At 72.7% G+C, this 24,115-nt stretch carries 30 protein-coding genes; 22 read left to right on the top strand and 8 right to left on the bottom strand.

The genetic code is table 11. The features are described 5' to 3' along the window. Positions 1-50 precede the first annotated feature (50 nt). Positions 51-830 carry an alpha/beta fold hydrolase gene (locus ABTY04_RS23380; protein ID WP_352215305.1) on the bottom strand — a complete coding sequence of 260 codons (780 nt, stop codon included), beginning with the start codon at positions 828-830 and terminating at the stop codon, positions 51-53. Positions 831-966: 136 nt separating this feature from the next. Here ABTY04_RS23380 and ABTY04_RS23375 point away from each other — a divergent pair, with 136 nt between their 5' ends. Both ABTY04_RS23375 and ABTY04_RS23370 read left to right on the top strand, forming a co-directional pair. Next, the gene (locus ABTY04_RS23375) at positions 967-1,536 is read left to right on the top strand and encodes a TetR family transcriptional regulator (RefSeq protein ID WP_352215304.1); all 570 of its coding nucleotides are present in this window, start codon (positions 967-969) and stop codon (positions 1,534-1,536) included. Positions 1,537-1,613: 77 nt separating this feature from the next. Continuing rightward, complete coding sequence (locus ABTY04_RS23370; RefSeq protein WP_352215303.1) at positions 1,614-2,507, top strand: phosphatidylinositol-specific phospholipase C; 894 nt, start codon at positions 1,614-1,616, stop codon at positions 2,505-2,507. Here ABTY04_RS23370 and ABTY04_RS23365 read toward each other — a convergent pair. The 5 genes from ABTY04_RS23365 to ABTY04_RS23345 form a co-directional block, all read right to left on the bottom strand. Further along, on the bottom strand, positions 2,487-3,950 hold the full coding sequence (locus ABTY04_RS23365) for a sensor histidine kinase (protein WP_352215302.1): 1,464 nt from the start codon (positions 3,948-3,950) through the stop codon (positions 2,487-2,489). The two genes, ABTY04_RS23370 and ABTY04_RS23365, sit on opposite strands and share 21 nt — an antisense overlap. Further along, positions 3,947-4,708, bottom strand: a complete 762-nt coding sequence (locus ABTY04_RS23360) for a response regulator transcription factor (protein WP_352215301.1) — start codon at positions 4,706-4,708, stop codon at positions 3,947-3,949. The genes ABTY04_RS23365 and ABTY04_RS23360 overlap by 4 nt, the downstream gene beginning before the upstream one ends. 51 nt (positions 4,709-4,759) lie before the next feature. Beyond that, entirely contained in the window at positions 4,760-5,905 is a 1,146-nt protein-coding gene (locus ABTY04_RS23355; protein ID WP_352215300.1) for a S1C family serine protease, read from the bottom strand. A 131-nt stretch (positions 5,906-6,036) separates the two neighbouring features. Continuing rightward, positions 6,037-7,059: a LacI family DNA-binding transcriptional regulator gene (locus ABTY04_RS23350; protein WP_352215299.1), complete on the bottom strand. Its 1,023-nt coding sequence runs from the start codon at positions 7,057-7,059 to the stop codon at positions 6,037-6,039. Positions 7,060-7,083: 24 nt separating this feature from the next. Continuing rightward, positions 7,084-7,923 (bottom strand): response regulator transcription factor, encoded by an 840-nt coding sequence (locus ABTY04_RS23345; protein WP_352215298.1) that lies wholly within the window; start codon positions 7,921-7,923, stop codon positions 7,084-7,086. A gap of 451 nt (positions 7,924-8,374) precedes the next feature. Between ABTY04_RS23345 and ABTY04_RS23340 the strand changes: the two genes are divergently transcribed. The 11 genes from ABTY04_RS23340 to ygfZ all read left to right on the top strand — a co-directional run bounded on the left by ABTY04_RS23340 (position 8,375) and on the right by ygfZ (position 15,885). Beyond that, positions 8,375-8,629 (top strand): MoaD/ThiS family protein, encoded by a 255-nt coding sequence (locus tag ABTY04_RS23340; protein WP_054222580.1) that lies wholly within the window; start codon positions 8,375-8,377, stop codon positions 8,627-8,629. A gap of 10 nt (positions 8,630-8,639) precedes the next feature. Continuing rightward, positions 8,640-10,367, top strand: coding sequence for a hypothetical protein (locus tag ABTY04_RS23335; protein ID WP_502996700.1), 1,728 nt, complete (start codon positions 8,640-8,642; stop codon positions 10,365-10,367). A gap of 148 nt (positions 10,368-10,515) precedes the next feature. Then, positions 10,516-11,226, top strand: a complete 711-nt coding sequence (locus ABTY04_RS23330) for an LmeA family phospholipid-binding protein (protein WP_352215297.1) — start codon at positions 10,516-10,518, stop codon at positions 11,224-11,226. A gap of 156 nt (positions 11,227-11,382) precedes the next feature. Beyond that, entirely contained in the window at positions 11,383-11,472 is a 90-nt protein-coding gene (locus ABTY04_RS23325; protein WP_350875872.1) for an Ms5788A family Cys-rich leader peptide, read from the top strand. Positions 11,473-11,675: 203 nt separating this feature from the next. Then, a complete protein-coding gene (locus tag ABTY04_RS23320) occupies positions 11,676-12,521 on the top strand; it encodes a sulfurtransferase (RefSeq protein ID WP_352215296.1) in 846 nt (281 codons plus the stop codon). A gap of 64 nt (positions 12,522-12,585) precedes the next feature. Further along, complete coding sequence (locus ABTY04_RS23315; RefSeq protein ID WP_030030422.1) at positions 12,586-12,876, top strand: DUF1416 domain-containing protein; 291 nt, start codon at positions 12,586-12,588, stop codon at positions 12,874-12,876. 122 nt (positions 12,877-12,998) lie between these two features. Further along, a complete protein-coding gene (locus ABTY04_RS23310; protein ID WP_352215295.1) occupies positions 12,999-13,262 on the top strand; it encodes a DUF3099 domain-containing protein in 264 nt (87 codons plus the stop codon). Continuing rightward, on the top strand, positions 13,259-13,504 hold the full coding sequence (locus ABTY04_RS23305) for a hypothetical protein (RefSeq protein ID WP_352215294.1): 246 nt from the start codon (positions 13,259-13,261) through the stop codon (positions 13,502-13,504). The genes ABTY04_RS23310 and ABTY04_RS23305 overlap by 4 nt, the downstream gene beginning before the upstream one ends. 274 nt (positions 13,505-13,778) lie before the next feature. After that, positions 13,779-14,351 (top strand): heme-binding beta-barrel domain-containing protein, encoded by a 573-nt coding sequence (locus tag ABTY04_RS23300; RefSeq protein WP_352215293.1) that lies wholly within the window; start codon positions 13,779-13,781, stop codon positions 14,349-14,351. A 76-nt stretch (positions 14,352-14,427) separates the two neighbouring features. Further along, positions 14,428-14,883, top strand: a complete 456-nt coding sequence (locus ABTY04_RS23295) for a Fur family transcriptional regulator (protein WP_352215292.1) — start codon at positions 14,428-14,430, stop codon at positions 14,881-14,883. 33 nt (positions 14,884-14,916) lie between these two features. Beyond that, positions 14,917-15,885, top strand: coding sequence for a CAF17-like 4Fe-4S cluster assembly/insertion protein YgfZ (gene ygfZ, locus ABTY04_RS23290; protein WP_352215291.1), 969 nt, complete (start codon positions 14,917-14,919; stop codon positions 15,883-15,885). A gap of 15 nt (positions 15,886-15,900) precedes the next feature. On the opposite strand, the gene dtd is transcribed toward ygfZ, so the two are convergent. Next, positions 15,901-16,326 (bottom strand): D-aminoacyl-tRNA deacylase, encoded by a 426-nt coding sequence (dtd, locus tag ABTY04_RS23285; protein WP_352215290.1) that lies wholly within the window; start codon positions 16,324-16,326, stop codon positions 15,901-15,903. 162 nt (positions 16,327-16,488) lie between these two features. On the opposite strand from dtd, the gene ABTY04_RS23280 reads away from it, so the two are divergent. The 9 genes from ABTY04_RS23280 (at position 16,489) to ABTY04_RS23240 (ending at position 22,491) form a co-directional block, all read left to right on the top strand. Continuing rightward, a complete protein-coding gene (locus ABTY04_RS23280; protein WP_352215289.1) occupies positions 16,489-17,082 on the top strand; it encodes an RsiG family protein in 594 nt (197 codons plus the stop codon). Between the two features lie 72 nt (positions 17,083-17,154). Then, positions 17,155-18,399 (top strand): GNAT family N-acetyltransferase, encoded by a 1,245-nt coding sequence (locus ABTY04_RS23275; protein WP_352215288.1) that lies wholly within the window; start codon positions 17,155-17,157, stop codon positions 18,397-18,399. A gap of 36 nt (positions 18,400-18,435) precedes the next feature. Continuing rightward, the gene (locus ABTY04_RS23270) at positions 18,436-19,212 is read left to right on the top strand and encodes a putative protein N(5)-glutamine methyltransferase (RefSeq protein ID WP_352215287.1); all 777 of its coding nucleotides are present in this window, start codon (positions 18,436-18,438) and stop codon (positions 19,210-19,212) included. 250 nt (positions 19,213-19,462) lie between these two features. Beyond that, positions 19,463-19,984, top strand: coding sequence for a hypothetical protein (locus ABTY04_RS23265; protein ID WP_352215286.1), 522 nt, complete (start codon positions 19,463-19,465; stop codon positions 19,982-19,984). Positions 19,985-20,054: 70 nt separating this feature from the next. Continuing rightward, complete coding sequence (locus ABTY04_RS23260; RefSeq protein ID WP_352215285.1) at positions 20,055-20,504, top strand: helix-turn-helix transcriptional regulator; 450 nt, start codon at positions 20,055-20,057, stop codon at positions 20,502-20,504. A 10-nt stretch (positions 20,505-20,514) separates the two neighbouring features. Beyond that, positions 20,515-20,931, top strand: a complete 417-nt coding sequence (locus tag ABTY04_RS23255) for a VOC family protein (RefSeq protein ID WP_352215284.1) — start codon at positions 20,515-20,517, stop codon at positions 20,929-20,931. A gap of 69 nt (positions 20,932-21,000) precedes the next feature. Continuing rightward, entirely contained in the window at positions 21,001-21,402 is a 402-nt protein-coding gene (locus ABTY04_RS23250) for a helix-turn-helix domain-containing protein (protein WP_352215283.1), read from the top strand. A 25-nt stretch (positions 21,403-21,427) separates the two neighbouring features. After that, positions 21,428-21,997, top strand: coding sequence for a hypothetical protein (locus ABTY04_RS23245; protein ID WP_352215282.1), 570 nt, complete (start codon positions 21,428-21,430; stop codon positions 21,995-21,997). A gap of 149 nt (positions 21,998-22,146) precedes the next feature. Beyond that, positions 22,147-22,491, top strand: a complete 345-nt coding sequence (locus tag ABTY04_RS23240) for a DUF2516 family protein (RefSeq protein ID WP_352215281.1) — start codon at positions 22,147-22,149, stop codon at positions 22,489-22,491. 110 nt (positions 22,492-22,601) lie between these two features. Here the strand turns inward: ABTY04_RS23240 and ABTY04_RS23235 are convergent, their stop codons facing one another. Next, positions 22,602-23,906 carry a PP2C family protein-serine/threonine phosphatase gene (locus ABTY04_RS23235; protein ID WP_352215280.1) on the bottom strand — a complete coding sequence of 435 codons (1,305 nt, stop codon included), beginning with the start codon at positions 23,904-23,906 and terminating at the stop codon, positions 22,602-22,604. Positions 23,907-24,115 lie beyond the last annotated feature (209 nt).

Below are 24,115 nucleotides of genomic sequence, written 5' to 3'. Positions count from 1 at the left end.
CCTTCGGCGTTCCTCCGGTCCCCCGTTCCCCCGTGACGGAGGGGGAGGGGTCAGAGGGTGGCCAGGAACTTCCCGACGGCCTCGTAGAAGGCCTCCGGGTTCGTGAACGGCATGAAGTGGTCCCCGTTCACGGGTGCGTACGAGGTCCCGGGCCGCCGGGTGACCAGCGCGTCGGCCTGCTCCTGCGGGAGGGACGTGCTGCGGGTGCCGTGGATCAGCAGCGCCGGGCACGCGCTCCCGAGCCAGGCGTCCCAGTGGTCGCCGCGGCACGCCTCGACGGAGTCGAGCATGTCCTGCGGGTGGAACGGCAGCCGCCAGCCCCCGTCGGGGAGCGGGCGCAGCGCCTCGGCGACGAACTGGGATCCCACCGGCCCGGCCGCGGCGAGGAGTTCCTCCCGGGTGGGCGCGGTGTACTGCATGGCCCGGAGGAAGTCCATCCATGCGCCGCCCGTGGGGTTGATCTCCACGGCGCCCTCCGCGTCGATGAGCGCCGAGATCCGGTCGGGGTGGGCGGCGGCCAGGTGGACGGCGTTGAGGCCGCCGAGGGAGTAGCCGAGGAGGGCGACGGGGGCGTCCAGGCCGAGGTGGTCGAGCAGTGCGACGGCGTCGGAGACGTAACCGGCGCGGCTGTAGTCGGCGGCCCGGTCGGAGTCGCCGTGGCCGCGCTGGTCGGGGGCGATGACCCGCCAGGCGTCGCCCAGGGCCTCGGCGAGGCCGGCGAAGGCGATGCCTTCGGACATGCCCCCGTGCAGGGCGAGCAGCGGGCGGCCCGGGCCGCCGAAGTCCCGGTACGACAGCGTGCGGTCGTCGATCGTCAGCGTGTGGCGCATGGTTCTGCTCTCCCCTGTGTGTCCTGCGGTGACGGCTGTGTGTTCTACGGGACATGAGCCTGCCAGGATTTGGGCAAGTGCGCAATACGAATGTCTTGGGCGGCTGCCTAAAACGCGGCGCGGATACGATCCCGCCATGGGAAATCGCGAGGACCTGCTGGCCGGAGCGCGCCGCTGCCTGGAGGAGAAGGGGTACCTGCGCACGACCGTGCGCGACATCGCCTCGGCGTCGAAGGTGAGCATGGCCGCGATCGGCTACCACTTCGGCTCGCGCGAGGCCCTGCTCAACCTCGCCCTGTTCGCCGCCATGGACGAGTGGTCCGCCGGATCCGGCCGCCTCGCCGGCCAGGGGGACACCACCGAGGAGCGGTACGCCGACACGTGGGACCGCAAGATCCGGGACTTCGGCGACATGCGCTGGCTCTGGATCGCCTCCGTCGAGGCCTTCGTCCACGCGCAGTCCACGCCCGAGCTGCTCGCAACCCTCGCCGAGGGCCAGCGCCGCTCCCGCCGCATGGTGACCGCGCAGTTGCTCGGGGTCCCCGAGGACGCCGTCGCCGACGAGGACGTGCGGTCCCTCGGGTCGGTGCACATCGCGCTGCTGGCCGGTGTGATGGTGCAGACGCTGACGGACCAGGAGCAGGCGCCGACCGGCCGGGAGCTCGCCCAAGGCCTGCGCACCATGGCGGAGTTGCTCGAAAGGTAAGCGCTACCGACAGGTAGTAAAGGCGGGTCCCGCACGCCATACTCCGGTCTCATCACCGGGTCGGCAAAGGGGCGGACATGGCACTGGATCGACGGGCATTCCTGGTCGGGACGATGGCGGCGGGCACGGGCGCGGCCCTGGGCCTCGGAGCGGCGGCCCCCGCGTCCGCGCGCACGCTCGGCGCCCGCAGCGCACTCGGTACGCAGGACTGGATGGCCGGACTCGGCGATTCCACGGCCCTGCAGCGCATGACCATCCCCGGCACGCACGACTCCGGCGCCCGCCAGGGCGGGCTCTTCGTCGCCTGCCAGAACACCTCGATCGCCGAGCAGCTCGACGCGGGGATCCGCTTCCTGGACGTCCGCTGCAGAGTCACCGGGGGGTCGTTCGCGATCCACCACGGCTCCTTCTACCAGGGCCTGATGTTCGGCGACGTCCTCGTCGCCTGCGCGGACTTCCTCGCCGCGCACCCCTCCGAAACCGTGCTGATGCGGCTCAAGCAGGAGTACTCCGAGGAGAGCGACGCCACCTTCCGCGCCGTCTTCGACGACTACCTCGACCACCGGGGCTGGCGCCCGCTGTTCCGGATCGCCGACACCCTGCCCGCCCTCGGCGAGGCCCGCGGGAAGGTGGTCCTGCTCGCCGACAACGGCGGGCTGCCCGGCCTGCGCTACGGCGACGGCAACGTCTTCGACATCCAGGACGACTGGAACGCCGAGCCGTTCGCCAAGCGCGGCAAGATCGAGAACCAGTTCCGCCGGGCCGTCCAGCAGCCCGGCAAGCTCTTCGTGAACTACACCAGCACCTCGGCGTACATGCCGCCGCGCTGGAACTCCGACCGGCTGAACCCGCAGGTGCACGCCTTCGTCGACGGGTCCGAGCTCGCCGGCCGGACCGGGCTCGGGATCGTCCCCATGGACTTCCCGAACACCCGCTCCGGCCTCGTCGCCTCACTCATCCGGCACAACTGACGACCCGTCCGCCCCGGCCGGCTCCGGCCGGCCGGCCGGCGGCGGGGCCGGAGCGCCCGGGATGCGCAGGAGCGCCTCCGTGCCCGGGCCGCCGTCCGCCGGGGCCCGCAGCTCGGCGGTGCCGCCCGCGCGCTGCGCCGTACGGGCCACGATCGACAGGCCGAGCCCGCTGCCCGGCAGGGCCCGCGCCGACGGGGACCGCCAGAACCGCTCGAAGACGTACGGGAGGTCGTCGGCCGGGACACCGGGGCCGTGGTCGCGTACGGTCAGCTCGCCCGCCCGCAGCGAGACCTCCACCACGCCGCCCGGCGGGCTGAACTTCACCGCGTTGTCCAGCACGTTGACCACCGCCCGCTCCAGCGCCGCCGCCTCGCCCCGCACGTACCAGGGCGCCAGGTCGGACGTGAAGTCCAGCTCCGGGCCGCGCAGCCTGGCCCGGGACAGCGCCGTCTGCACGACCTCGTGCAGGGCCACCACCTCCAGCCTGGCGGGCGGGGCCGCGTCCGGGCGGGACAGCTCCTGGAGGTCCCCGATCAGCGAGGCCAGCTCCGTCATCTGCGCCTTGACCGAGGCCAGCAGCTCCCTGCGGTCCTCGGGCGGGATGGCCCGGCCGGTCTCCTCGCTGCGCGCCAGCAGCTCGATGTTGGTCCGCAGCGAGGTCAGGGGCGTGCGCAGCTCGTGGCCGGCGTCCGCGATCAGCTGCGCCTGCCGCTCCTGGGAGGAGGCGAGGGCCGCCGTCATCGAGTTGAAGGACCGCGACAGGCGGGCGATCTCGTCGTCGCCCTCGTGCGGGATCCGCACGCTCAGGTCCTCGGTGCGGGCGATGTGCTCGACCGCCCCCGTGAGTTCGTCGACCGGCCGCAGCCCCGTACGGGCCACCCACAGGCCGGCCGCGCCGGCGCCGACGACACCGACCCCGCAGACGAAGAGCAGCACCCAGGTGAGGGTGGACAGCGGCTTGTCGATGTCGGCGAGCGGCTTGGCGACCGAGATGGCGACGCTGCCGCCCACCGGCCCGGTCACGTTCACCGGCTGGGTGTAGACGCGTACGGGCGTGCCGTCCGTGGTGTGGCCGTCGTACAGCACGGGCCCGCGCTCGCCCCGGGCGACCTCAAGGTCGTACCCGGTCACCGGGAGGGTGTTCTTGCCGTCCACCCAGCACCGCCCGCCCGTGGGCAGCACGATCTGCACCTGCGCGCTCAGGTTGTTCACGATGGCGCCGGGCACCTGCTCCCGGCAGCCGAGCTGCGGCAGCGTCTGGTTGGCCTGCGCGCTCGCGTTGGTGGAGCGCAGCGAGCTGTCCAGCTGGCCCTTCAGCTGCGTACGGACCATGAACCAGCTGACGACGGCGACGGCCGCGACGGCGACCGCCACCGCGACCGTGACCAGCAGTGCGAGCCGCGAGCGCAGGGGCAGCGCACGGAACCTGGCGGCCGGGCTCACTCGGGACCACCGGAGTCGCCGGCCCCGGCGGCGCGCAGCACGTAGCCCACCCCGCGCACGGTGTGGACCAGGCGGGGCTCGCCGCCGGCCTCGGTCTTGCGGCGCAGGTACATGACGTACACGTCCAGAGAGTTGGAACTGGGTTCGAAGTCGAAGCCCCAGACGGTCTTGAGGATCTGCTCGCGGGTCAGCACCTGGCGCGGGTGCGCCAGGAACATTTCGAGCAGCGTGAACTCGGTGCGGGTCAGTTCCACCGGGCGCCCGGCCCGGGTGACCTCGCGGGTGGCGAGGTCCATGCGCAGGTCGCCGAAGGCCAGCGCGTCCGTGCTGTCGGCGGCCCCGGCGCCCCCGCCGCCGGGCCGCGGGGCGGCGTACGCGCTGCGGCGCAGCAGGGCGCGGACGCGGGCGAAGAGCTCGTCGAGCTCGAAGGGCTTGACGAGGTAGTCGTCGGCGCCCGCGTCGAGGCCGGTGACGCGGTCGCCGACGGTGTCGCGGGCGGTGAGCATCAGGATCGGGGTGGTGCTGCCGGCGGCGCGCAGCCGGCGGGCCGCGGTCAGGCCGTCCATCCGGGGCATCTGGATGTCGAGCACGATCAGGCCGGGGGCGTACGAGGCCGCCTTGTCGAGGGCGTCGAGCCCGTCGACGGCGGTCTGTACGGCGTACCCCTCGAAGGCGAGGCTGCGGCGCAGGGCCTCCCGCACGGCCGGCTCGTCGTCCACGACGAGGATGCGCTGCGGGTCGCCTTCGGCCGGATTCATCTTCGGTCCCCCAGGGGTCGTGGTCGGTCGTACCAGGCTCGCACGGGACGCCTAGTACGAGGTGCCGAAGGGGTCGGTGGGGCTGCCGGTGCCGCTGTCGTCGCTGCTGCCGGTGCCGCCCTTGCGGAGGGAGGCGAGGTCGGCCTTGATCGTGTTCACCGGAATGGCGAAGCCGAGGCCGACGCTGCCGGCGGTGGAGCCGCCGCTGGAGGGGGAGTAGATCGCGGAGGGCATGCCCACGATCTCGCCGTTCATGTTGACGAGGGCGCCGCCGGAGTTGCCCGGGTTGAGGGAGGCGTCCGTCTGGATGGCCTTGTACGAGGTGGTGTTCGATCCGGTGTTCCCGTTGAACTGCCGGCCGTCGTACGAGAACGGCCAGCCGCCGTCGCTCCGCTGCCGCTGGGGCGCCTGCTGCTCGGACTTGGGCACGTTGACCTCGCGGTTCAAGGCCGAGACGATACCGCTGGTGACCGTGCCGGTGAGGCGGTCGGGGGAGCCGATGGCGACGACCTGGTCGCCGACCTTGAGGCCGTCGGAATTGCCGAGCTTCGCCGGCCTCAGGCCTCCGGCGCCCTGGAGCTTGATGAGGGCCAGGTCCTTGTCGGGGTCGGTGCCGACGGTCTTCGCCGCGTACTTCTTGCCGTCGCTCATGGTCACCTGGATCTCGGTGGCGCCGTCCACGACGTGGTTGTTGGTGACGATCTCGCCGTCGGCGGTGATCACGATGCCGGAGCCGGTGCCCTGACCGGACCCGGTCGTGGTGTCGATGCGTACGACGGAGGGGCTGACCTGCTCGGCCACTCCGGAGACGGTGCCGTTGCTGGACTGCGAGACGTTGGTGCCGTTGATGCCGCCGCCGCTGCGGTCCTGGGAGCCGAGCAGCTGTTCCACACCGACGGCGGTGGCGCCCCCGACGACGGCGGCGGCCAGCGCCACGGCGGCGAGCAGCGCGACCGGCCGCTTCGCGCGGGCCGTGTGCGCGGGGCCCGCCGGGGCCTCGGAGGCCGGGGGGACGTTCTCGCCCCAGGCCGTCGCCGGCCGGTGTGCCTCGTGCCAGCCCGGGGCCGCGGCGGGCGGGTGCGCGGGCGGCGGCGGCCAGGCCCCGTCGGCCTGTGCCTGCGCCGGCTGCTCACGGGCGCTCGGAGTCGGGCGGTGCTCCTGCGGATACTCGCCTTCGCGGCGGAAGCTTTCGGTCATGACTCCGACTGTGTCCGCGGATCATGAGAGCTTCCTGAGTCCCGCCTGAGAAGCCCGACAGAACCTTGTATGCCCGATATAAACCCGCCCGCCCGGGCTACGTGCAGCCCGAGCGGCGTTTGAGGACAGAATCAGAGGCAGCCGCAGGAGCGGCGGACCACCAGTGCCGACGGGAACTGCTTCAGGCGTTCGCGGCGCGAGCCGGCCACCCGCAGGCCGTCGTCCAGGACGAGGTCCACGGCCGCGCGGGCCATCGCCGGGCGGTCCGAAGCGATCGTCGTCAGCGGCGGGTCCGTGAGGGCCGCCTCCTTGACGTCGTCGAAGCCGGCCACCGCCAGCTCGCCCGGCACGTCGATGCGCAGCTCCCGCGCCGCGCGCAGGACACCGATCGCCTGGTCGTCGGTGGCGCAGAAGATGGCCGGCGGCCGATCCGGCCCCGACAGCACCTCCAGCGCCACGCGGTACGCGTCGTAGCGGTTGTACGGGGCCTCGAAGAGCCGGCCCTCCACCGAACGGCCCGACTCCTGCATGGCCCGGCGCCAGCCCTCGACGTGGTCGGCGACCGGGTCGCCGACCGACGGGGTGTTCTCCACCCCGCCGATGCAGGCGACGTACTCGTGTCCGTGCTCCAGCAGGTGGCGGGTGGCGAGCTGCGCGCCGCCGATGTCGTCCGTGACGACCGCGACGTCGTCGATGGCCTCCGGCCGCTCGTGCAGCAGGACCACACGGGCGTCCCAGGCCTCGATCTCCGAGGCGGCGCGCTCGCTCATGCCCTGGCTGACCAGGATCAGGCCCGAGACCCGCATCCCGAGGAAGGCCCGCAGGTAGTGGACCTCGCGCTCGTCCCGGTAGTCGGAGTTCCCGACCAGGACCATCTTTCCGCGCTCGGCGGCGGCCTGCTCGACCGCGTGCGCCATCTCCGCGAAGAACGGCTGGCGCGCGTCCGGCACGATCATGCCTATGAGGTCGGTGCGCCGCGACGCCATCGCCTGGGCGACCCGGTCCGGGCGGTAGCCCAGCTCCTTGATCGCGGCGAGTACACGCTCGCGCGTGGCCGGGGCAACCGGCCGGGGTCCGTTGTTGATCACGTAGCTCACGACGGCGGTAGAAGTACCCGCAAGTCGCGCCACGTCATCCCGCGTCACCTTGGCCACGCCCGGGAGTCTACGCGGGGTGACCTACCTCTGGGCAGGCCCTCCTGCCGACTGGACGATCGCAGGAGGTTCCTCCATACGGGGGACGGCCTCCGGAGCCTGGGCCGCGGCCTGCGACGCGGCCTGCGACGCGGCCTGCGACGCGGCCTTCGCCGCAGCCTGTGCCGCTGCTTCCGCAGCGGCCCGCTCCACCTTCTCCGGGGTGACGAAGCGGTAGCCGACGTTGCGGACCGTACCGATCAGCGACTCGTGCTCGGGGCCGAGCTTCGCGCGCAGCCGCCGTACGTGGACGTCCACCGTCCGGGTGCCGCCGAAGTAGTCGTACCCCCAGACCTCCTGGAGCAGCTGGGCCCGGGTGAAGACCCGGCCCGGGTGCTGCGCGAGGTACTTGAGGAGCTCGAACTCCTTGAACGTGAGGTCGAGGACCCGGCCCTTCAGCTTCGCCGAGTACGTCGCCTCGTCGACCGACAGGTCGCCGTTGCGGATCTCCATCGGGGAGTCGTCGGAGCCCAGCTGCTGGCGGCCGGTGGCCAGCCGCAGCCGCGCCTCGACCTCGGCCGGGCCCGCGGTGTCGAGGAGGACGTCGTCGATGCCCCAGTCGGCGGTGACGGCCGCCAGGCCGCCCTCCGTGACGACGAGGATCAGCGGACAGCCGGGGCCGGTGGAGCGGAGCAGCTGGCACAGTGAGCGCACCTGTGGGAGATCGCGGCGGCCGTCGACGAGGATGACGTCGGCGCCGGGGGTGTCCACGAGGGCCGGGCCCTCGGCGGGGGCCACCCGGACGTTGTGCAGCAGCAGGCCGAGGGCGGGCAGCACCTCGGTGGACGGCTGCAGGGCATTGGTCAGCAGCAGGAGGGAGCTCATGCCCGACCACCTGCCCGGTCGGAGCGTTCTTGCACGGTTCGCTGGTCCATCACGTCGGTTCCTCCTCGGTCCCGTCGAGGACTTTCGCGGTACTGCTTCGTACGTGGTGCGTGTGGCGCCTCGCCGGTCCCCGCGCCCTGAGGCCCGACGGACACCACTGTTCTCGGTCCGTTCAACGTGCTGAAAGCACAAAAGGACCCGGGGGCAACGTTGCCCGGATCCTCTCGCCAGCAGAATAGCCCACCCGCCGGTGCGTGGCAGAGGCCTCGACCTCCACCTCTTCTGTGGTTCCTACCACCCTTACGCCCACCTTATGCCCCGCTTTCGCCGGATGGATGGACGTACGGCAGACCGCCCGGGCGCACGCGGGGCGCGCGGAGGCACGCCGGACCAGCAGGCGGGAGGGGTCATCATGGAGGCCGACGGTAGAGAGCCGACGATAGGAGCTGCAGTGGCAACCGGAACCATCCGCTACTGGGCGGCGGCCAAGGCCGCGGCCAAGACGGCGGAGGAGCCGTACTCGGCGCAGACACTGGCCGAGGCGCTCGACGCCGTGCGGGAACGCCACCCCGGGGAGCTGACCCGTGTCCTGCAGCGCTGCTCCTTCCTCGTGAACGACGAGCCCGTGGGCAAGCGCCCGCACGATGCCGTTCCGCTGACCGAGGGGGGCACCGTCGAGGTGCTCCCGCCGTTCGCGGGCGGGTGAGCGGAAACCGATGAGCACTCCCGAGGAACAGCAGCACCAGCAGCACCAGCAGGACCCGTACGGGACCCAGACCTGGCAGTCGGACACCTGGGACACCGGCTACCAGCCGGTCCAGGAACCCCAGCCGGTCCAGCCCGACCAGCCCGTGGCACCCGAGGGCTGGTTCCGGGACGAGGCCCCCGTCTCCCAGGCCCAGGCCCCGCTCCCGGTTCAGTCCGACCCCCAGGGCTGGTCCCAGGGCGGCGCGGGCGTGCCGTGGCCGGACGGCTCCGGCGCCGCAGCCGAGCAGACCGCGTACCTGCCGCCGTACCCGGGTCCGGCCGTGGCCGAGCCGCATCCGGCCGCGCCGGAGGGCTGGTTCCGGGACGAGGCCCCGGGCTGGTCCCAGGCCGCAGCCGTTCCCGCGCCCGCCGCGGCGGCGGAGACGGCGTACCTGCCTCCGTACCCCGGTCCGGCTGCTGCAGAGGCTCAGCCGGCTGGCGCGGCGGCGGAGACGGCGTATCTGCCTCCGTATCCGGGTCCGGCTGCTGCGGAGGCGCTGCCGGCTGCCGCGGCGGCGGAGACCGCGTACCTGCCGCCGTACCCCGGTCCGGCCGCTGCTGAGGCGCAGCCGCAGCCGCAGTCCGCCGTTCCGGAGGGCTGGTTCCGGGACGAGGCGCCCGCCGCCGCGGCCCGTGCCGCAGCCGCCGCCCCCGCGGCCGACTGGCCGCCGAGCGGGGGCTCCGGGGTCGCCTGGACCCAGGGCTCCGCCGCCGAGCAGACGGCCTACCTGCCGCCCCAGCCCGCCGCCCCGGCGGACGACGCCGCCGCGCAGACGGCCTACCTCCCGCCGTACCCCGGCCCCGGCGCCGGTGAGCCGGCCGCCCCGGCCGCGCCCGCTCCGGCCGCGCAGCCGGCGGCCCCCGTCGCCGCCTTCGGCTCCGCCGCCCCGGGCGAGGAGCCGGAGTACTCCCCGCCCACCCTCGGAGGCAACACCCTGCGTGCCGTCGATCCCGCCCAGGCCCGCGCCGAGGGATGGTCGCCGATCATCGACCCCGGCCCGCAGCCGGCCGTGCTGACCGCCGCCCTCGGGCTGCTGCTGGCCGGTGCCGCCGCCGTCGGGGACCTCGCGCTGCTCGTGCCGCTGATCGCCCTCCAGGGGCTCACCGCGGCCGGCTGGTTCCGGCTCAACGGCATGTGGCCCGCCCGCCAGGGCATCGCCCTCGCCTTCCTCGGGGCCCTCGTCGCCGACGGCGCCGTGCTCGCCGTGGACGACACGTACGGCCCCGGCGCGATCATCGGCACCCTCGGCGCCTGGGTACTGCTCACGCTGGTCCTCCAGCTGCGCAGCCAGGCCGACCCCGACGAGCGGATGTACGGCCTCATGGCCTCCGTGGCCTCCGCCGCGCTCGCGATCGTGTGCGCCGGCTACCTGGCCGCCGACTCCGCCGCCGTCAGCGTCGGCGCGGTGGCCGTCGCGGTCGCCGTGTTCGCCCGCGCGCTGCCGCTGCCGCCCCCGGCCTCCATCGGGGTCTCGCTGGCCGCGGCCGCCGGAGCCGGCATCGCGGTCGGCGGACTGACCTCCGTCGGGGCGAGCGGGGCGCTGCTCGGCCTGGCCGCCGGGGTGTGCGCGCTGATCGGGCTGCGCGTGGCCGCGTACGACTACCCGTCCAAGTTCGTCCACATGACGGCGGGTGTCGCGCTGCCGCTGGCGGCCGCCGCTCCCGCCGTCTACCTGATCGGGCGGGTGGTCGGCTGACGCCGGGGTCCGCCGTGTGCCTGGGCCGGTCGTCCTCCGCGGCCGGCCCGCGCCGGGTGGCGGCGGGAGTCACAGTGGCGCTGACGGCCTCCGTACGGGCGACCATGGTCCACTAGAACGCACGTACCGATCTACAGGGGGAGGGCGCGTGCGGTTCCTGCGTGTCGTTGTGATCATCGGAGTGGTGCTGGGGGCGCTGTTCGCGGGCGCCGACCGCTGGGCGGTCGACTATGCCGAGAACCGGCTGGCCGAGCGCATCCAGGCCCGGGAGGGTCTGGCGGGGGACACGGAGGTGGACATCCACGGGTTCCCGTTCCTGACCCAGGCGCTGAGCCACGACCTCGACCGGGTCGACGTGAAGCTGAAGGGCGTCGAGGCGGTCTCGGACGGCCGCAAGGCGCGGCTCTCGCAGCTCGACGCCAGCTTCCACGGCGTGAAGCTGAACGGGGACTACAGCGGGGGCACCGCCGAGCGGGCCGAGGGCTCGGCCCTCGTCACGTACCAGGACCTGACCGCGGCCTCGGAGAAAGGGGTGACGGTCACGTACGGCGGGGCGCCGGGCAAGGTGAAGGTGACGGCGGCAGTGGAGTTCCTCGGCCGCAAACTCGCCCCCAGTGTCGTGTCGACCGTCACGCTCGTGGACGCCCCGGGCGGCGGCAAGATGGTCCGGGTCCGGGCCGACGAGGTGCCGGGCGGGGGGCTCCCCGGCATCGAGGGCGTGGTCCGCAAGAAGACCGACTTCGACCAGCGGCTCGACGGCAGCCTGCCGGCCGGGCTCCGGCTGACCGCGCTGACCTCGGACGAGGCCGGCGTACACCTCACCCTGAGCGGCTCGAACGTGGTGCTGGCCGGATCGTGAGACGGAGCGGTCCGATCCGCAGAAGGCCGGGCCGCACGAAGACCCCCGGAGGCGGTGCGGCAGCCGCCCGGGGGCATGCGCGTCCCAACATTCGGACGATCCTGTCTCGAAATATGACACGCCGGTGACAGGGCGGCCGATTCGTCCCTACGATCCATGGCTATGAAGCATCAGCAGGCGGACCTCACGAAGCGACGGGCAGTAGACCTGTGTCGCGTCGCCGCCATGCTCTGTCGATCCATGTGACCTGTGAGCGCTTCCGCTCCATCAGCCGGACGACCGTCCTTCCCGTGTGACCGCACCGCAGCCGCCCCCTCCTGCCCACTGACGCCTCCCCGCGCAGTGCCCGAGGCCACCGCCCGCAGCGGTACGCACCCGCAGTACCCGCAGACCGCCCCGCAGCACCTGCACAGCACGCCCCGCCGCACACTGCCCCGGAGGAGAACACCATGAGCCGCAGCGACGTCCTCGTAGACGCCGACTGGGTCGAGGCCCACCTGAACGACGCCGACGTCGTCATCGTCGAGGTGGACGAGGACACGTCCGCGTACGACAAGAACCACATCACCAACGCCGTCCGGATCGACTGGAAGCAGGACCTCCAGGACCCGGTCCGCCGCGACTTCGTGGACCAGGAGGGCTTCGAGAAGCTCCTCTCCGCCAAGGGCATCTCCAACGACGACACCGTCGTCCTCTACGGCGGCAACAACAACTGGTTCGCGTCCTACGCCTACTGGTACTTCAAGCTGTACGGCCACCAGGACGTCCGCCTCCTCGACGGCGGCCGCAAGAAGTGGGAGCTCGACTCCCGCGACCTGGTCGACGGCACCGAGGTCCCGAACCGCCCGGCCACCCAGTACAAGGCCCAGCCGCAGGACTCCTCGATCCGCGCCTTCCGCGACGACGTCGTGGCCGCGATCGGCGCCCAGAACCTGGTCGACGTCCGCTCGCCCGACGAGTTCTCCGGCAAGCTGCTCGCCCCGGCGCACCTCCCGCAGGAGCAGTCGCAGCGCCCCGGCCACGTGCCGAGCGCCCGCAACATCCCGTGGTCGAAGAACGCCAACGACGACGGCACCTTCAAGTCCGACGAAGAGCTGGTCGCCCTCTACGAGGCCGAGCAGGTCGATCTGTCGAAGGACACCATCGCGTACTGCCGCATCGGTGAGCGCTCCGCGCTGACCTGGTTCGTGCTGCACGAGCTCCTGGGCCAGGAGAACGTCAGGAACTACGACGGCTCCTGGACCGAGTACGGCTCCCTGGTCGGCGTGCCGATCGAGCTCGGCCCCAACAAGTAACCAGACCACGACCGGGCACGCGACGCCCCTCGTAGTACGACCTCTCCAGGACAGGACAGAGAACATGTGTGGAGCACAGATCGGCGGGCCCGACCTCGCCACGCTCAAGCCCGGTGAGACCGCCATCCAGGGTCAGGTGACCAAGGACGGTGAGCCCGTCAGCGGGTACGTGCGCCTGCTCGACTCGACCGGCGAGTTCACCGCCGAGGTCCCGACCTCGGCGACCGGCCAGTTCCGCTTCTACGCGGCGACCGGCTCGTGGACCCTGCGCGCGCTGGTCCCCGGCGCCCAGGCGGACCGCGCCGTGGTCGTGGCCGAGGCCGGCGGCGTGACGGACGTGGCGATCGCGGTCTGACGACCGCGCTGCTCACGCAGCAGCAGATGAACCGGCCGGAGGGCCGCACCCCAGGGGGTTGGACGCCACTGGAACGGGGTGCGGCCCTTCGCGCCGTCCGCCTCCGGCCCTACCCTGGAGACATGTACGCCCGGCGGCGCCGCGTCTACTTCCTCCTCATGGGCGGATGCATCTTCCTCTTCGTATCCGCCTGGTCCTTCGTGCGCCTGTTCTCGGTGGAGGCGGCCGTGGCCCTGTGCGTGGTCGCCATGGTCATCCCGCCGGTCGCCGCAATGATCGCGAACCGGCGCGGTCCGGACGACCGCTGGTGGGACGACCCCTCGGGTGACCCGAAATCCGACGAGTGGTGGGACGAGCTCGACGGAAAGCGGCGTCGCGAGGATTGACGAGCGGGCACCTGAAGTCCCCCGGGGAGTCCCCGCAGCCCGCCGGGTACTCCGGCACGTTCAGCAGCAGCGGCCTCAGCCTGTACCAGGAGCCGAAGCCCCTCAACGGGGACGAGCGGACCAAGCTCGGACGCATCCAGGCGGGTGACGTCCAAGGCGTGATCATCCAGACCCGCAAGGGCGACGTGGCCACCGTCCCCTTCCACCAGACGGTGGTCCTGCAGAGCCAGCTGCTGGGCTGATCACCCGCGCGAGGCGTGTGCGGCCTACCTCACGGAGTGCGCCGGTTCCCGGGCCAGTAGGCTTGGGGACCGGCCCCGTACACGCCCACATCACTCCGAGGAGCACCCCGTGCTTGAGGCATTCTTCACCTCCCTGCTGGTCCTGGTCTGCGTCGGCGTGCTCGCCTTCACCGGTCTCGCAGTGAAGAAGCTGTACCAGGGCCAGCGCTGATCATCCGATCGGCCGCCGCCCCGGACCCGGAACCCCTCCCACAGATCGCCTGAGCAGCCATTCATGATCCAGATCCCGTCCGACCTGAACCCGGGCCTCGTCCCCCTCGCCTTCCTCCTCGGCACCTGGGAGGGCGCGGGCGTCTTCGACTTCCCCGGTGAGGAGAAGTGCAACTTCGGCCAGGAAGTCGTCTTCAGCCACGACGGCCGGGACTTCCTGGAGTACACCTCCCGCAGCTGGGTCCTCGACGCCGAGGGCAACAAGGTGCGGCCGCTGGAGTCCGAGTCCGGCTACTGGCGCATCGACAAGGACCGCAAGGTCGAGATCGTCATGGTCCGCGACCAGGGCGTCGTCGAGGTCTGGTACGGCGAGCTCGCCGACCAGAAGCCCCAGATCGACCTGGCCACGGACGCCGTCGCCCGGACCGCCGCCTCCGGCCCGTACAGCGGTGGCAAGCGGCTCTACGGCTACGTGAAGGGCGACCTCATGTGGGTCGGCGAGAAGGCCACCCCGGACGTCGAGCTGCGCCCGTACATGTCGGCCCAGCTCAAGAAGGTCGTCACCCCCGAGGAGGTCGCCGAGATGGCGCGCAACCTCCCGGACATGCCGGACGACGGCATCGCTTTCTTCCGCTGAGCGGACGTCCACAGACTGTGCAAGAAGGGGAGCGCGGGCCGGCCCGCGCTCCCCTTCGCGCACTTACACTGGCCGGGTGGGGACCATCGGAGACACCGGAAGCACTGACTGGAAGAGCGACCTGCGGCAGCGCGGATACCGGCTGACCCCGCAGCGCCAGCTCGTGCTGGAAGCGGTCGACACCCTGGAGCACGGCACCCCGGACGAGATCCTCGCCCAGGTGCGCAAGACCGCGTCCGGGGTCAACATCTCCACCGTCTACCGCACGCTGGAGCTCCTGGAGGAGCTGAAACTGGTCTCGCACGCCCACCTCGGGCACGGGGCCCCGACGTACCACCTCGCCGACCGGCACCACCACATCCACCTGGTGTGCCGCGAGTGCACCGAGCTGATCGAGGCGGACGTGGACATCGCCGCCGAGTTCACCGCGAAGCTCCGCGCCACCTTCGGCTTCGAGACCGACATGAAGCACTTCGCGATCTTCGGACTCTGCAAGAAGTGCGCCGCCAAGCAGCACGACGCTCCGGCATAGGAGCGGGCCGGGCCGGGTCGTAGGCTTGGTGGCATGACCAGCAGCCCCTTGCTCCATCTCCCCGGCGCCGTACCGGCCGAAGGCCGCGACGAGGGCGTCGCCGCCCACTACGGAGAGCTGTACGGCGAACAGCGCGCGCTCGCCGACGGCCGCGGTTTCGTGGACCTCTCGCACCGCGGAGTCGTCACCGTCACCGGACCGGAGCGGCTGAGCTGGCTGCACCTGCTGCTCACCCAGCACCTCACGGAACTCCCGCCCGGGCAGGCGACCGAGGCGCTGATCCTCTCCGCGAACGGCCACATCGAGCACGCGCTCTACCTCGTCGACGACGGCGAGACCGTGTGGGCGCACGTGGAGCCCGGCACCCAGGAGGCGCTGGTCGCCTACCTGGAGTCGATGAAGTTCTTCTACCGCGTCGAAGTCGCCGACCGGACCGCCGACTTCGCCGTCGTGCACCTGCCGGCCGGCTCCATCGCCGAGGTCGCCGAGGAGCACGCCGTACGGGAGACCGCGTACGGCCGCGACGTGTTCCTGCCCCGCGGTGAGCTGGAGGCCTTCGCCGCCGCGCACGGCCCGGCCGCCGGGCTGCTCGCCTACGAGGCCCTGCGGGTGGAGGCGCACCGGCCGCGGCTCGGCCTGGAGACCGACCACCGAACCATCCCGCACGAGCTGGGCTGGATCGGCACCGCCGTGCACCTGCAGAAGGGCTGCTACCGCGGCCAGGAGACCGTGGCCCGCGTCCACAACCTCGGCAAGCCCCCGCGCCGTCTGGTCTTCCTGCACCTGGACGGCTCCGAGGTGCTCCTCCCGGCGCACGGCGCCCCGGTCCGGCTCGCCGCAGACGGGGAGGAGGGCCGCCAGCTGGGCTTCGTGACCACCGCGGTCCGCCACCACGAGCTGGGCCCGATCGCCCTCGCGCTGGTCAAGCGGAACGTGCCGGTCGACGCGCCGCTGCTGGCCGGGACGACGGCCGCCGCGCAGGAGGTCGTCGTAGCCCCGTGATCGGGGCTCGGCGCTTCAGACGTCGATGACGATGGTGAACGGGCCGTGGTTGGTGAGCGAGACCCGCATGTCCGCGCCGAACCGGCCCGTCTCCACCGTCGCCCCCAGCCCGCGCAGCTGCCGGACGACCTCGTCGACCAGCGGTTCGGCGACCTCGCCCGGCGCCGCCGCGTTCCACGTGGGGCGGCGGCCCTTGCGGGCGTCTCCGTACAGGGTGAACTGCGAGATCACCAGCAGCGGCGCATCCACGTCGCTGCAGGACTTCTCCGCCTCCAGGATCCGCACGGACCAGAGCTTGCGCGCCAGCTGCGCCGCCTTCTCCGGGGTGTCGTCGTGGGTCACCCCCACCAGCACGCACAGCCCCTCGCCGACGATCTCGCCGACGGTCTCGCCGGCCACGACGACGCTCGCGCCGTCCACCCTCTGCACCACTGCTCGCATACCACCTGTGTACCAGGCGTGCACCCAACAGGGGCCGATCGGGTGGCGTGGGACTGCACCTGCACCACGGAGAGTGGCACGATGCACGCAGGCGGTGCTTCTCCCCGGTCCCACGGGCCGGGGGAGACCCCATGCACCGGTCGAGGGGACGGACACGTTCACATGAATATCTCTGGTACCTCCGTACCTGCATCACCCGCGGCTGTTCCGACAGGAACGGTCAGACCCCCCGTGCAGCGCATGGGCGACGGGCAGGCGCCGACCACGCCCGCCACCGCCCTCGGGCTGCCGGAACTGCGCACGCTCCGCCGCGACGCACAGCGCGACGAGGCCGACCTGAGCTACGTACGCAGACTCCTCCAGGGCCGGATCGACATCCTGCGCGCCGAACTGGCCCGGCGCAGCGACCCGGAGGCCCCGGTGCCCCCGGAACCCCCGGTGGTCGACCGGCTCTCGGAGATCCTCGCCGACGCGCCGTCCAGCCGCAGCGCCTCCGCCCGGCACGTCACGCTCGGCACCCCGCACAGCGAGGAGTACCGGCTGCTGGCCGCGGAGATGCTGTCCGACGTGGAACTGTCGGACCTGGACGCCCGGACCGACGGTGAACTGCACGACGCGATGGGCCGGTTGGTGCGGTACGAACAGCAGGTGTCGCGGCGCCGGCAGCAGCTCCAGCGCACGGCGGACGACTGCAGTGCGGAGATCACCCGGCGCTACCGGGAGGGGGAGGCCCAGGTGGACGACCTGCTGGTGTAGCCGTCGGCCGGGGTCCGGGAACGGCAGGGAAATTCAGGCGACTCGGGCCCGGGCGGCGGTTAGCGTGGCCGGATGAGCGCAGACGTCCGGCCGATCGCCGAGTCCGAATTCCCCGAGTGGCTGCGAGCCGTGAACACCGGCTTCCTGCGCCCCGACCGGGTCTCCGAGTCCGACGTGGCCCAGCGGGCCAAGTACACCGACCTGGGGCGCACCCTGGGAGCCTTCGACGCCGGCACGGGCCGCTGCGTGGCCAGCTTCCGCTCCTTCGCCCAGGAGCTGACCGTGCCCGGCGGGGCGACCGTGGCCGCGAGCGCCGTCACCAACGTCGCCGTGCTGCCCACGCACCGCCGCCAGGGACTGCTGACCCGGATGATGGCCACCGAGCTGGCCGCCGCGAAGGCCCGCGGCGACGTCGTGGCCACGCTGATCGCCGCCGAGTACCCGATCTACGGGCGGTACGGGTTCGGGCCCGCCGCCTCGATCGCCGAGTGGGAGATCGACGTGAGCCGCACCGGGCTCGACCCGCGCTGGTCCGGGCCCGCGGACGGTGGGCGGATCGAGCTGGTGGACGTGGCCGAGGCGCGGACGATCGGCCCCGGACTGCACGAGCGGCTGCGGGCGGTCTCGGCCGGCACGGTCGGCCGGGACGCGCGCTGGTGGAGCCTGGCCACCGGGGCGGAGGAGATGTCCCACCGCCCGTACCAGGACAAGTTCCACGCCGTGTACCGGACGGCCGACGGCGAGCCGGCCGGTCTCGTCGTGTACACGTCCGACGACCACTGGACTGACGGGAAGGTCCCCCTCAACACCGTGCAGGTCAAGGACCTGATCGCGGTCACCCCGCAGGCGCAGCGCGCGCTGTGGCACTTCCTGTGCTCCATCGACTGGGTGCTGAAGGTCCGCACCGGCCACCGCGCCCCCGACGACCTCGTCGCACACCTGCTGCCCGACCCGCGCGCGGCCAGGATCGTGACGGCCTCGGACTTCCTGTGGGTGCGCGTGCTGGACGTCGTACGGGCGCTGAGCGCGCGGACGTACGCCGTGCCCGGGGTCCTCGTACTCGACGTGGTGGACGAGGCCGGGCCTGCCGCCGGCCGCTACCGGCTCGACGCGGGCACGGGTGAGTGCACGGTCACCGGGGAGCCGGCGGACCTGCGCCTCGACGTGTCGGTGCTGGGCTCCCTGTACCTCGGCGACGAGTCGGCGGTGCGCCTCGGCGCGCTCGGGCGGATCGCGGAGGAACGGCCCGGGGCGCTGGCGCACGCGGACGCGGTGTTCCGCACCGCCCGCCGCCCGTGGTGCCCGGACGTCTTCTGACCCCCCCGCATGGCACTGTTGATGCAAAACCGAGGAATGGGACACGTGGCTTCGATTGTGGAAACCCTGCGCGCGGCAGGCTGCGTCTTCGCGGAGGAGGAGGCGGAGTTGCTGACGGCTGCCGCCGAGGACGACGGGCACCTGGCGGCCCTGGTGGCCCGCCGGGCCGGCGGCGAACCGCTGGAACACGTCGTCGGCTGGGCCGAGTTCTGCGGACTGCGGATGCGGGTGGGCGCGGGGGCGTTCGTCCCGCGCAGGCGGACCGAGTTCCTTGTCGGGGAAGCCGTGGCCCTGGCCGGGCCCGACGCCGTGGTGCTGGACCTGTGCTGCGGGGTCGGCGCGCTGGGCGCGGCGGTGGCGGCGCAGCTGGGCCCCCGGGTGGAACTGCACGCGGCGGACATCGACCCGGCGGCGCTGGCGTACGCGCGGCTCAACGTGGCCCCGTACGGCGGGCAGGTCCACGAGGGCGACCTGTACGCCGCGCTCCCCGACTCGCTGCGCGGCCGGGTGGACCTCATGGTGGTGAACGCTCCGTACGTGCCGACGGAGGAGATCGGGCTGCTCCCCTCGGAGGCCCGCGACCACGAGCCGCTGACCTCCCTGGACGGCGGCCCGGACGGCCTGGACATCCACCGCCGGGTCGCGGCGGGGGCCCTGCCCTGGCTGGCCCCGGGCGGCAGGCTGCTGATCGAGACGAGCGCCCGCCAGTCCCCGCAGACGGCCTCGGCCCTGTCGGCGTCGGGCCTCGCGGTCCGCGCGGCCACCTCGGAGGAGCTGTACGCAACGGTCCTGATCGGAACCCGCGCGGCCTGACCCGCGCGGCCCGGGGAATGCCGGGGGGCACGAGGGCCCCGGCGAGGGACCGGCCGGCCCGGCGAGCCCACCGCGTCCGCTCCCGGACCTCGCGCACGGACAACACGGCGGCTCGGCACCTGAGTTGACGGGCCGACGGGTCCTCCCCCGGACGGGGGAGGGGGCGCGGCCCGGGTCCTTCGCGGGGGTGGCGCCGGGGCCGTTCGCGGGGCCGATGCCGGGGGACCGGGCCGCCGACACGATGGTGTCCATGACGAAGACTCGGCAGAACCGACCCACCGCAACGGCCGCGCCCCGCTGGGCCGTCCGGGCCGCGCACGTCACCGCGCTCCTCGCCCTGCCGTCCGGCGTCTGGCGGCTGCTGCTGGGCGCGGGCTTCCTCGCCGGGTACACGGAAGCCGGGTACGCGGCCGCCGGCATCCCCGGCTGGGGCCGCGTCTACGTGGTCGCCCTCAGCCTGGCCACCGAACTGCTCGCGCTGCTCACGCTCGGCCTGGTCCGGTCCTGGGGCGAGGTGCTCCCGTCCCGGGTCCCGTTCTTCGGCGGCCGCCGGGTCCCGCCGCGGCCGGTCACGGTGGCGGCCGGCGCCGGGGCGGTGGGGCTGATCCTCCTGTGGACCCCGTTCACCTTGTGGTGGAGCCTCCCGCACCCGGACATGACGGCCCTGGGGGCCACGGTCGCGGGCTTCCTCTACCTCCCCCTCGTCGCCTGGGGTCCCCTCCTGGTGGCGGTCACGGTCTCGTACCATCGCCGCCACCGCGCCCGGGACTGAGGGCCGGTCGCCGCCCGCGCGGTTCCCCGACGGCCCACGGGGAGCTGCCCGTCGGCCTTACGCTGGCAGGGTGATGCTGGAGGATCTCGTACGGCTGCGCCGGGCCCGGGACACGATGGACCGCGACTACGCCCAGCCCCTGGACGTCGCGGCGCTGGCGCGCGTCGCCCTGATGTCGCCGGGGCACTTCTCCCGCAGCTTCCGGGCCGCCTTCGGGGAGACCCCGTACAGCTACCTCATGACCCGCCGTGTCGAGCGGGCCAAGGCGCTGCTGCGGCGGGGCGACCTGAGCGTGACGGAGGTCTGCTTCGAGGTGGGCTGTACCTCGCTGGGGTCGTTCAGCTCGCGTTTCACCGAGCTGGTCGGCGAGACCCCGAGCGCGTACCGGGCCCGCAGCCACGACCCGGGCGCGGCCATTCCGGCGTGCATCGCCAAGATCCTGACGCGGCCGGTCCGGAACGGACCCGCCGGGAACGGACCGGTCGAGGGTGGGGAAGCGGAAAGTCCCGCCCGCGCTTAGCGTCGGATGCATGGAAATCAAGCTGTCCCAGTGCTTCATCGCGGTCGACGACCACGACAAGGCGCTCACCTTCTACCGCGACGCGCTCGGCCTCGAAGTGCGCAACGACGTGGCGTTCGAGGGGATGCGCTGGGTGACCGTCGGGGCCCCCTCGCAGCCGGACGTGGAGATCGTCCTCGAACCGCCGGCCGCGAACCCGAACGCCGCGCCCGCCGACCGGCAGGCGATGGCCGAGCTGCTGGCCAAGGGCATGCTGCGCGGCGTGATCTTCTCCACCGACGACTGCGACGCCGCCTTCGAGCACATCCGGGCCGCGGGCGGCGAGGTGCTCCAGGAGCCGGCCGACCAGCCCTACGGCGTCCGTGACTGCGCCTTCCGCGACCCGGCCGGCAACATGCTCCGAATCACCCAGCCCCTCGGCCGGTGACGGCGCGCCCGTGGGTGATTTTGCAAGCGGCTGCTTGCAATAGTTAGCAGAGTCCGGCAGGATCAGGGCATGGCATCGCTCAACGTCGGAAATCTCGGCGAGTACCTCCGCGAGCAGCGGCGGCAGGCCCAGCTTTCGCTGCGGCAGCTGGCCGACGCGGCGGGGGTGTCGAATCCGTACCTGAGCCAGATCGAGCGCGGGCTGCGCAAGCCGAGCGCGGACATCCTCCAGCAACTGGCCAAGGCGCTGCGGATCTCCGCGGAGACGCTGTACGTGCAGGCCGGGATCCTCGACGAGCGGGACCGCGACGAGGTCGAGACACGGGCCGTCATACTCGGCGACCCGTCCATCAGTGAGCGGCAGAAGCAGGTGCTGCTCCAGATCTACGACTCGTTCCGCAAGGAGAACGCGGCCGAGGCCGATGCGGCCGACGCGGCCGGCACGCACGACGAGATGCACCCTACGAACTGAACTGTGATCCGGGAGGACCAGCCACATGGCCATCGCCGATGACCTGAAGAAGACCCTCACCGACCCGACTCCGCTCTACTTCGCCGCCGGCACCGCCGACCTCGCGGTGCAGCAGGCCAAGAAGGTGCCCGGGCTCATCGAGCAGCTGCGCGCCGAGGCCCCCGTGCGCATCGAGGCCGTGAAGAACACCGACCCGAAGATCGTGCAGCAGAAGGCCAGGGAGGCGCAGGAGGCGGTCACCGCCAAGTTCGCCGAGATGTTCACCGCGATCGACCCGAAGAAGCTCGGGGAGACCGCGCAGGACCTGGCGCTGCGCGGCGTCGGCGTGGCCGCCGAGTACGCCGTGCGCGCCAAGGAGACCTACGACAAGGTCGCCGAGCACGGCGAGCAGACCGTACGGACGTGGCGGGGCGAGGTCTCCGAGGAGATCGTCGACATCGCGGTCGCCGTCGAGCCGGGCCCGGAGCAGGAGCCGGCGGCCGCCGACGCCTCGGCCGACGCCCCGGGCGAGGAGAAGCCCGCCGCCAGGAGGACCGCCCCGGCGCGCAAGGCCAACGCGAAGAAGGCCGCCGCAGTGTCGGGCGACGAGAGCTGAGTCACGGACGGATTCCGTGACGACGGGCATGACGGCGGGCCGGGCACCAGCGGGGTGTCCGGCCCGTTGTTCTCTGCGAGGGCCCCTCTGCCGGTAGCGTGGAGAGGGGTGGCATCAGGCGTGCGAAGCGTGAGAAGGCGGTCAGGGCGATGTTGATGAACGGGTTCGATAACGGAGTGCTCCCGTTGCTCGGGTTCGCCATGCTGGCACTCGCCGTCGTGGCCTTCGTTTTCGCGCTGCTGGCACGCGAGGACGCCTACCGCGCCGCCGACAAGCAGACCAAGACGTTCTGGCTGGTCATCCTCGGGGTCACCGCGGTGGTGGACTTCTTCCTGGGGATGCTGTTCCTGGAGATCGCCGGCCTCGTGGCCACCATCGTGTTCCTCGTCGACGTGCGCCCGGCCCTCAAGCAGGTCTCGGGCGGCGGTGGCGGCCGGCGCAGCGGTGGCAGCAGCAGCGACGGGCCGTACGGGCCGTACAACGGCGGGCGCTGACGGGCGCTCGGGCGTTCCGGCGCCCCGGAGGTTCGGGCGAATCAGGCGGCTCCGGCAGTCCGGCGGCCCCGGTGCTCCGGCCGTGGCGCCGCTGCGGCCCGCGGTCCGGCTCAGCCCTCCGTGCGGGAGAGCAGGACCACGGCCACGTCGTCCGTGAGCTCGCCGCCGTTGAGGCGCCGGGCCTCGGTGACGGAGGCTTCCAGCAGGCCCTCGCCGCTCAGGCCGCAGTCGAGGTGCCGGTTGATCATCTCGACCATCCCGTCCTGGCCGAGCCGCTCCCTGCCTTCGCCGATGCGGCCCTCGATCAGGCCGTCGGTGTAGAGCATCAGGCTCCACGTGCCGCCCAGCTCGACGTGGCGGCGGGGCCAGCGGGCCTTCGGCAGCAGGCCGAGTGCCGGGCCGCTGTTCTCGTACGGGAGGAGCTGCGCGCGGCGGCCCGGCCGGGATATCAGCGGGGCCGGATGGCCGGCCAGGCAGAGGCCCGCGCGGCGGCCGTCGGGGGAGATGTCCACCGTGCACAGGGTCGCGAAGATCTCCTCGCAGGGGCGCTCCACCTCCAGGACCTCCTGGAGGGTCGAGAGCAGCTCGTCGCCGCACAGGCCGGCCAGGGTCAGGGCGCGCCAGGCGATGCGGAGCTCCACGCCGAGGGCGGCCTCGTCCGGGCCGTGGCCGCAGACGTCGCCGATCATGGCGTGGACGGTGCCGTCGGGGGTGCGGACGGTGTCGTAGAAGTCGCCGCCGAGGAGGGCGCGGCTGCGGCCGGGGCGGTAGCGGGCCGCGAAGCGGAGGTCGGAGCCTTCGAGGAGGGGGTTGGGGAGCAGGCCCCGTTCGAGGCGGGCGTTCTCCTGGGCCCGAAGTTTCGATTCTGCAAGCTTGTACTGGGCGATGTCCGCCCGTTTCCTCTCCACGGCGTAGCGGATCGCCCGGCTGAGGAGGCGGCCGTCCAGCTCGTCGCGGAAGAGGAAGTCCTGCGCGCCGACCCGGACGGCCTCGGCGGCGCGCTCGGCGTCGGCCTCGGCGGTGAGGACGAGGACGGCGTGGCGGGGCGCGATCCGCAGCACCTCGCGGAGGATGGCCAGCTGGTCGACGGCGGTGTCGGTGGCGACCGCGGTACGGGAGCCGGAGGCCCCCGCCGCGGATCCCGTCCCGTCCAGGGAGAGGTCCAGCAGGATGCAGTGCACGTCCTGCGTGAGCAGGCGCGCGGCCTCGGTGAGGTTGCGGGCGGTGCGGAGCCGGATGCGGTGCCGGTCGGCGTCGAGGATCTCGGGGACGGTGAGCCCGCCTGCGGGGTCGTCCTCGATCACGAGCAGGGTCAGCGACGCCTGGGGTGGGGAGGCGTGCGGGGCTGCAGGCGGAGTCGCCTGAGCGCTCTCCGTGGCGGGGATGTCCCTCTGTCGAGGTACGGGTACGGCCATCGTCTCCGGTTCCTTCCCTCCCCCCGAGGGTGCGTCCGGCCGACCCTAGCGGTCGGTGGCCGGAGAGCGGAATGGTGTTCCGGGCCAAGGCCGCAGTCATATGCCTTATCGCGGGGGAAAATCCGCCTCGCTGGATGACCGCCGAATGACAAACGTCACGGCCGAGGCCGTCGCGGTCCCGTCTGGCGGGACGTCGCGAAAGCCCCCCG

It is taken from the genome of Streptomyces sp. NPDC097981, from assembly GCF_040302565.1.
Taxonomy (GTDB): domain Bacteria; phylum Actinomycetota; class Actinomycetes; order Streptomycetales; family Streptomycetaceae; genus Streptomyces.
This window is presented reverse-complemented; position numbering and strand designations above follow the sequence as displayed.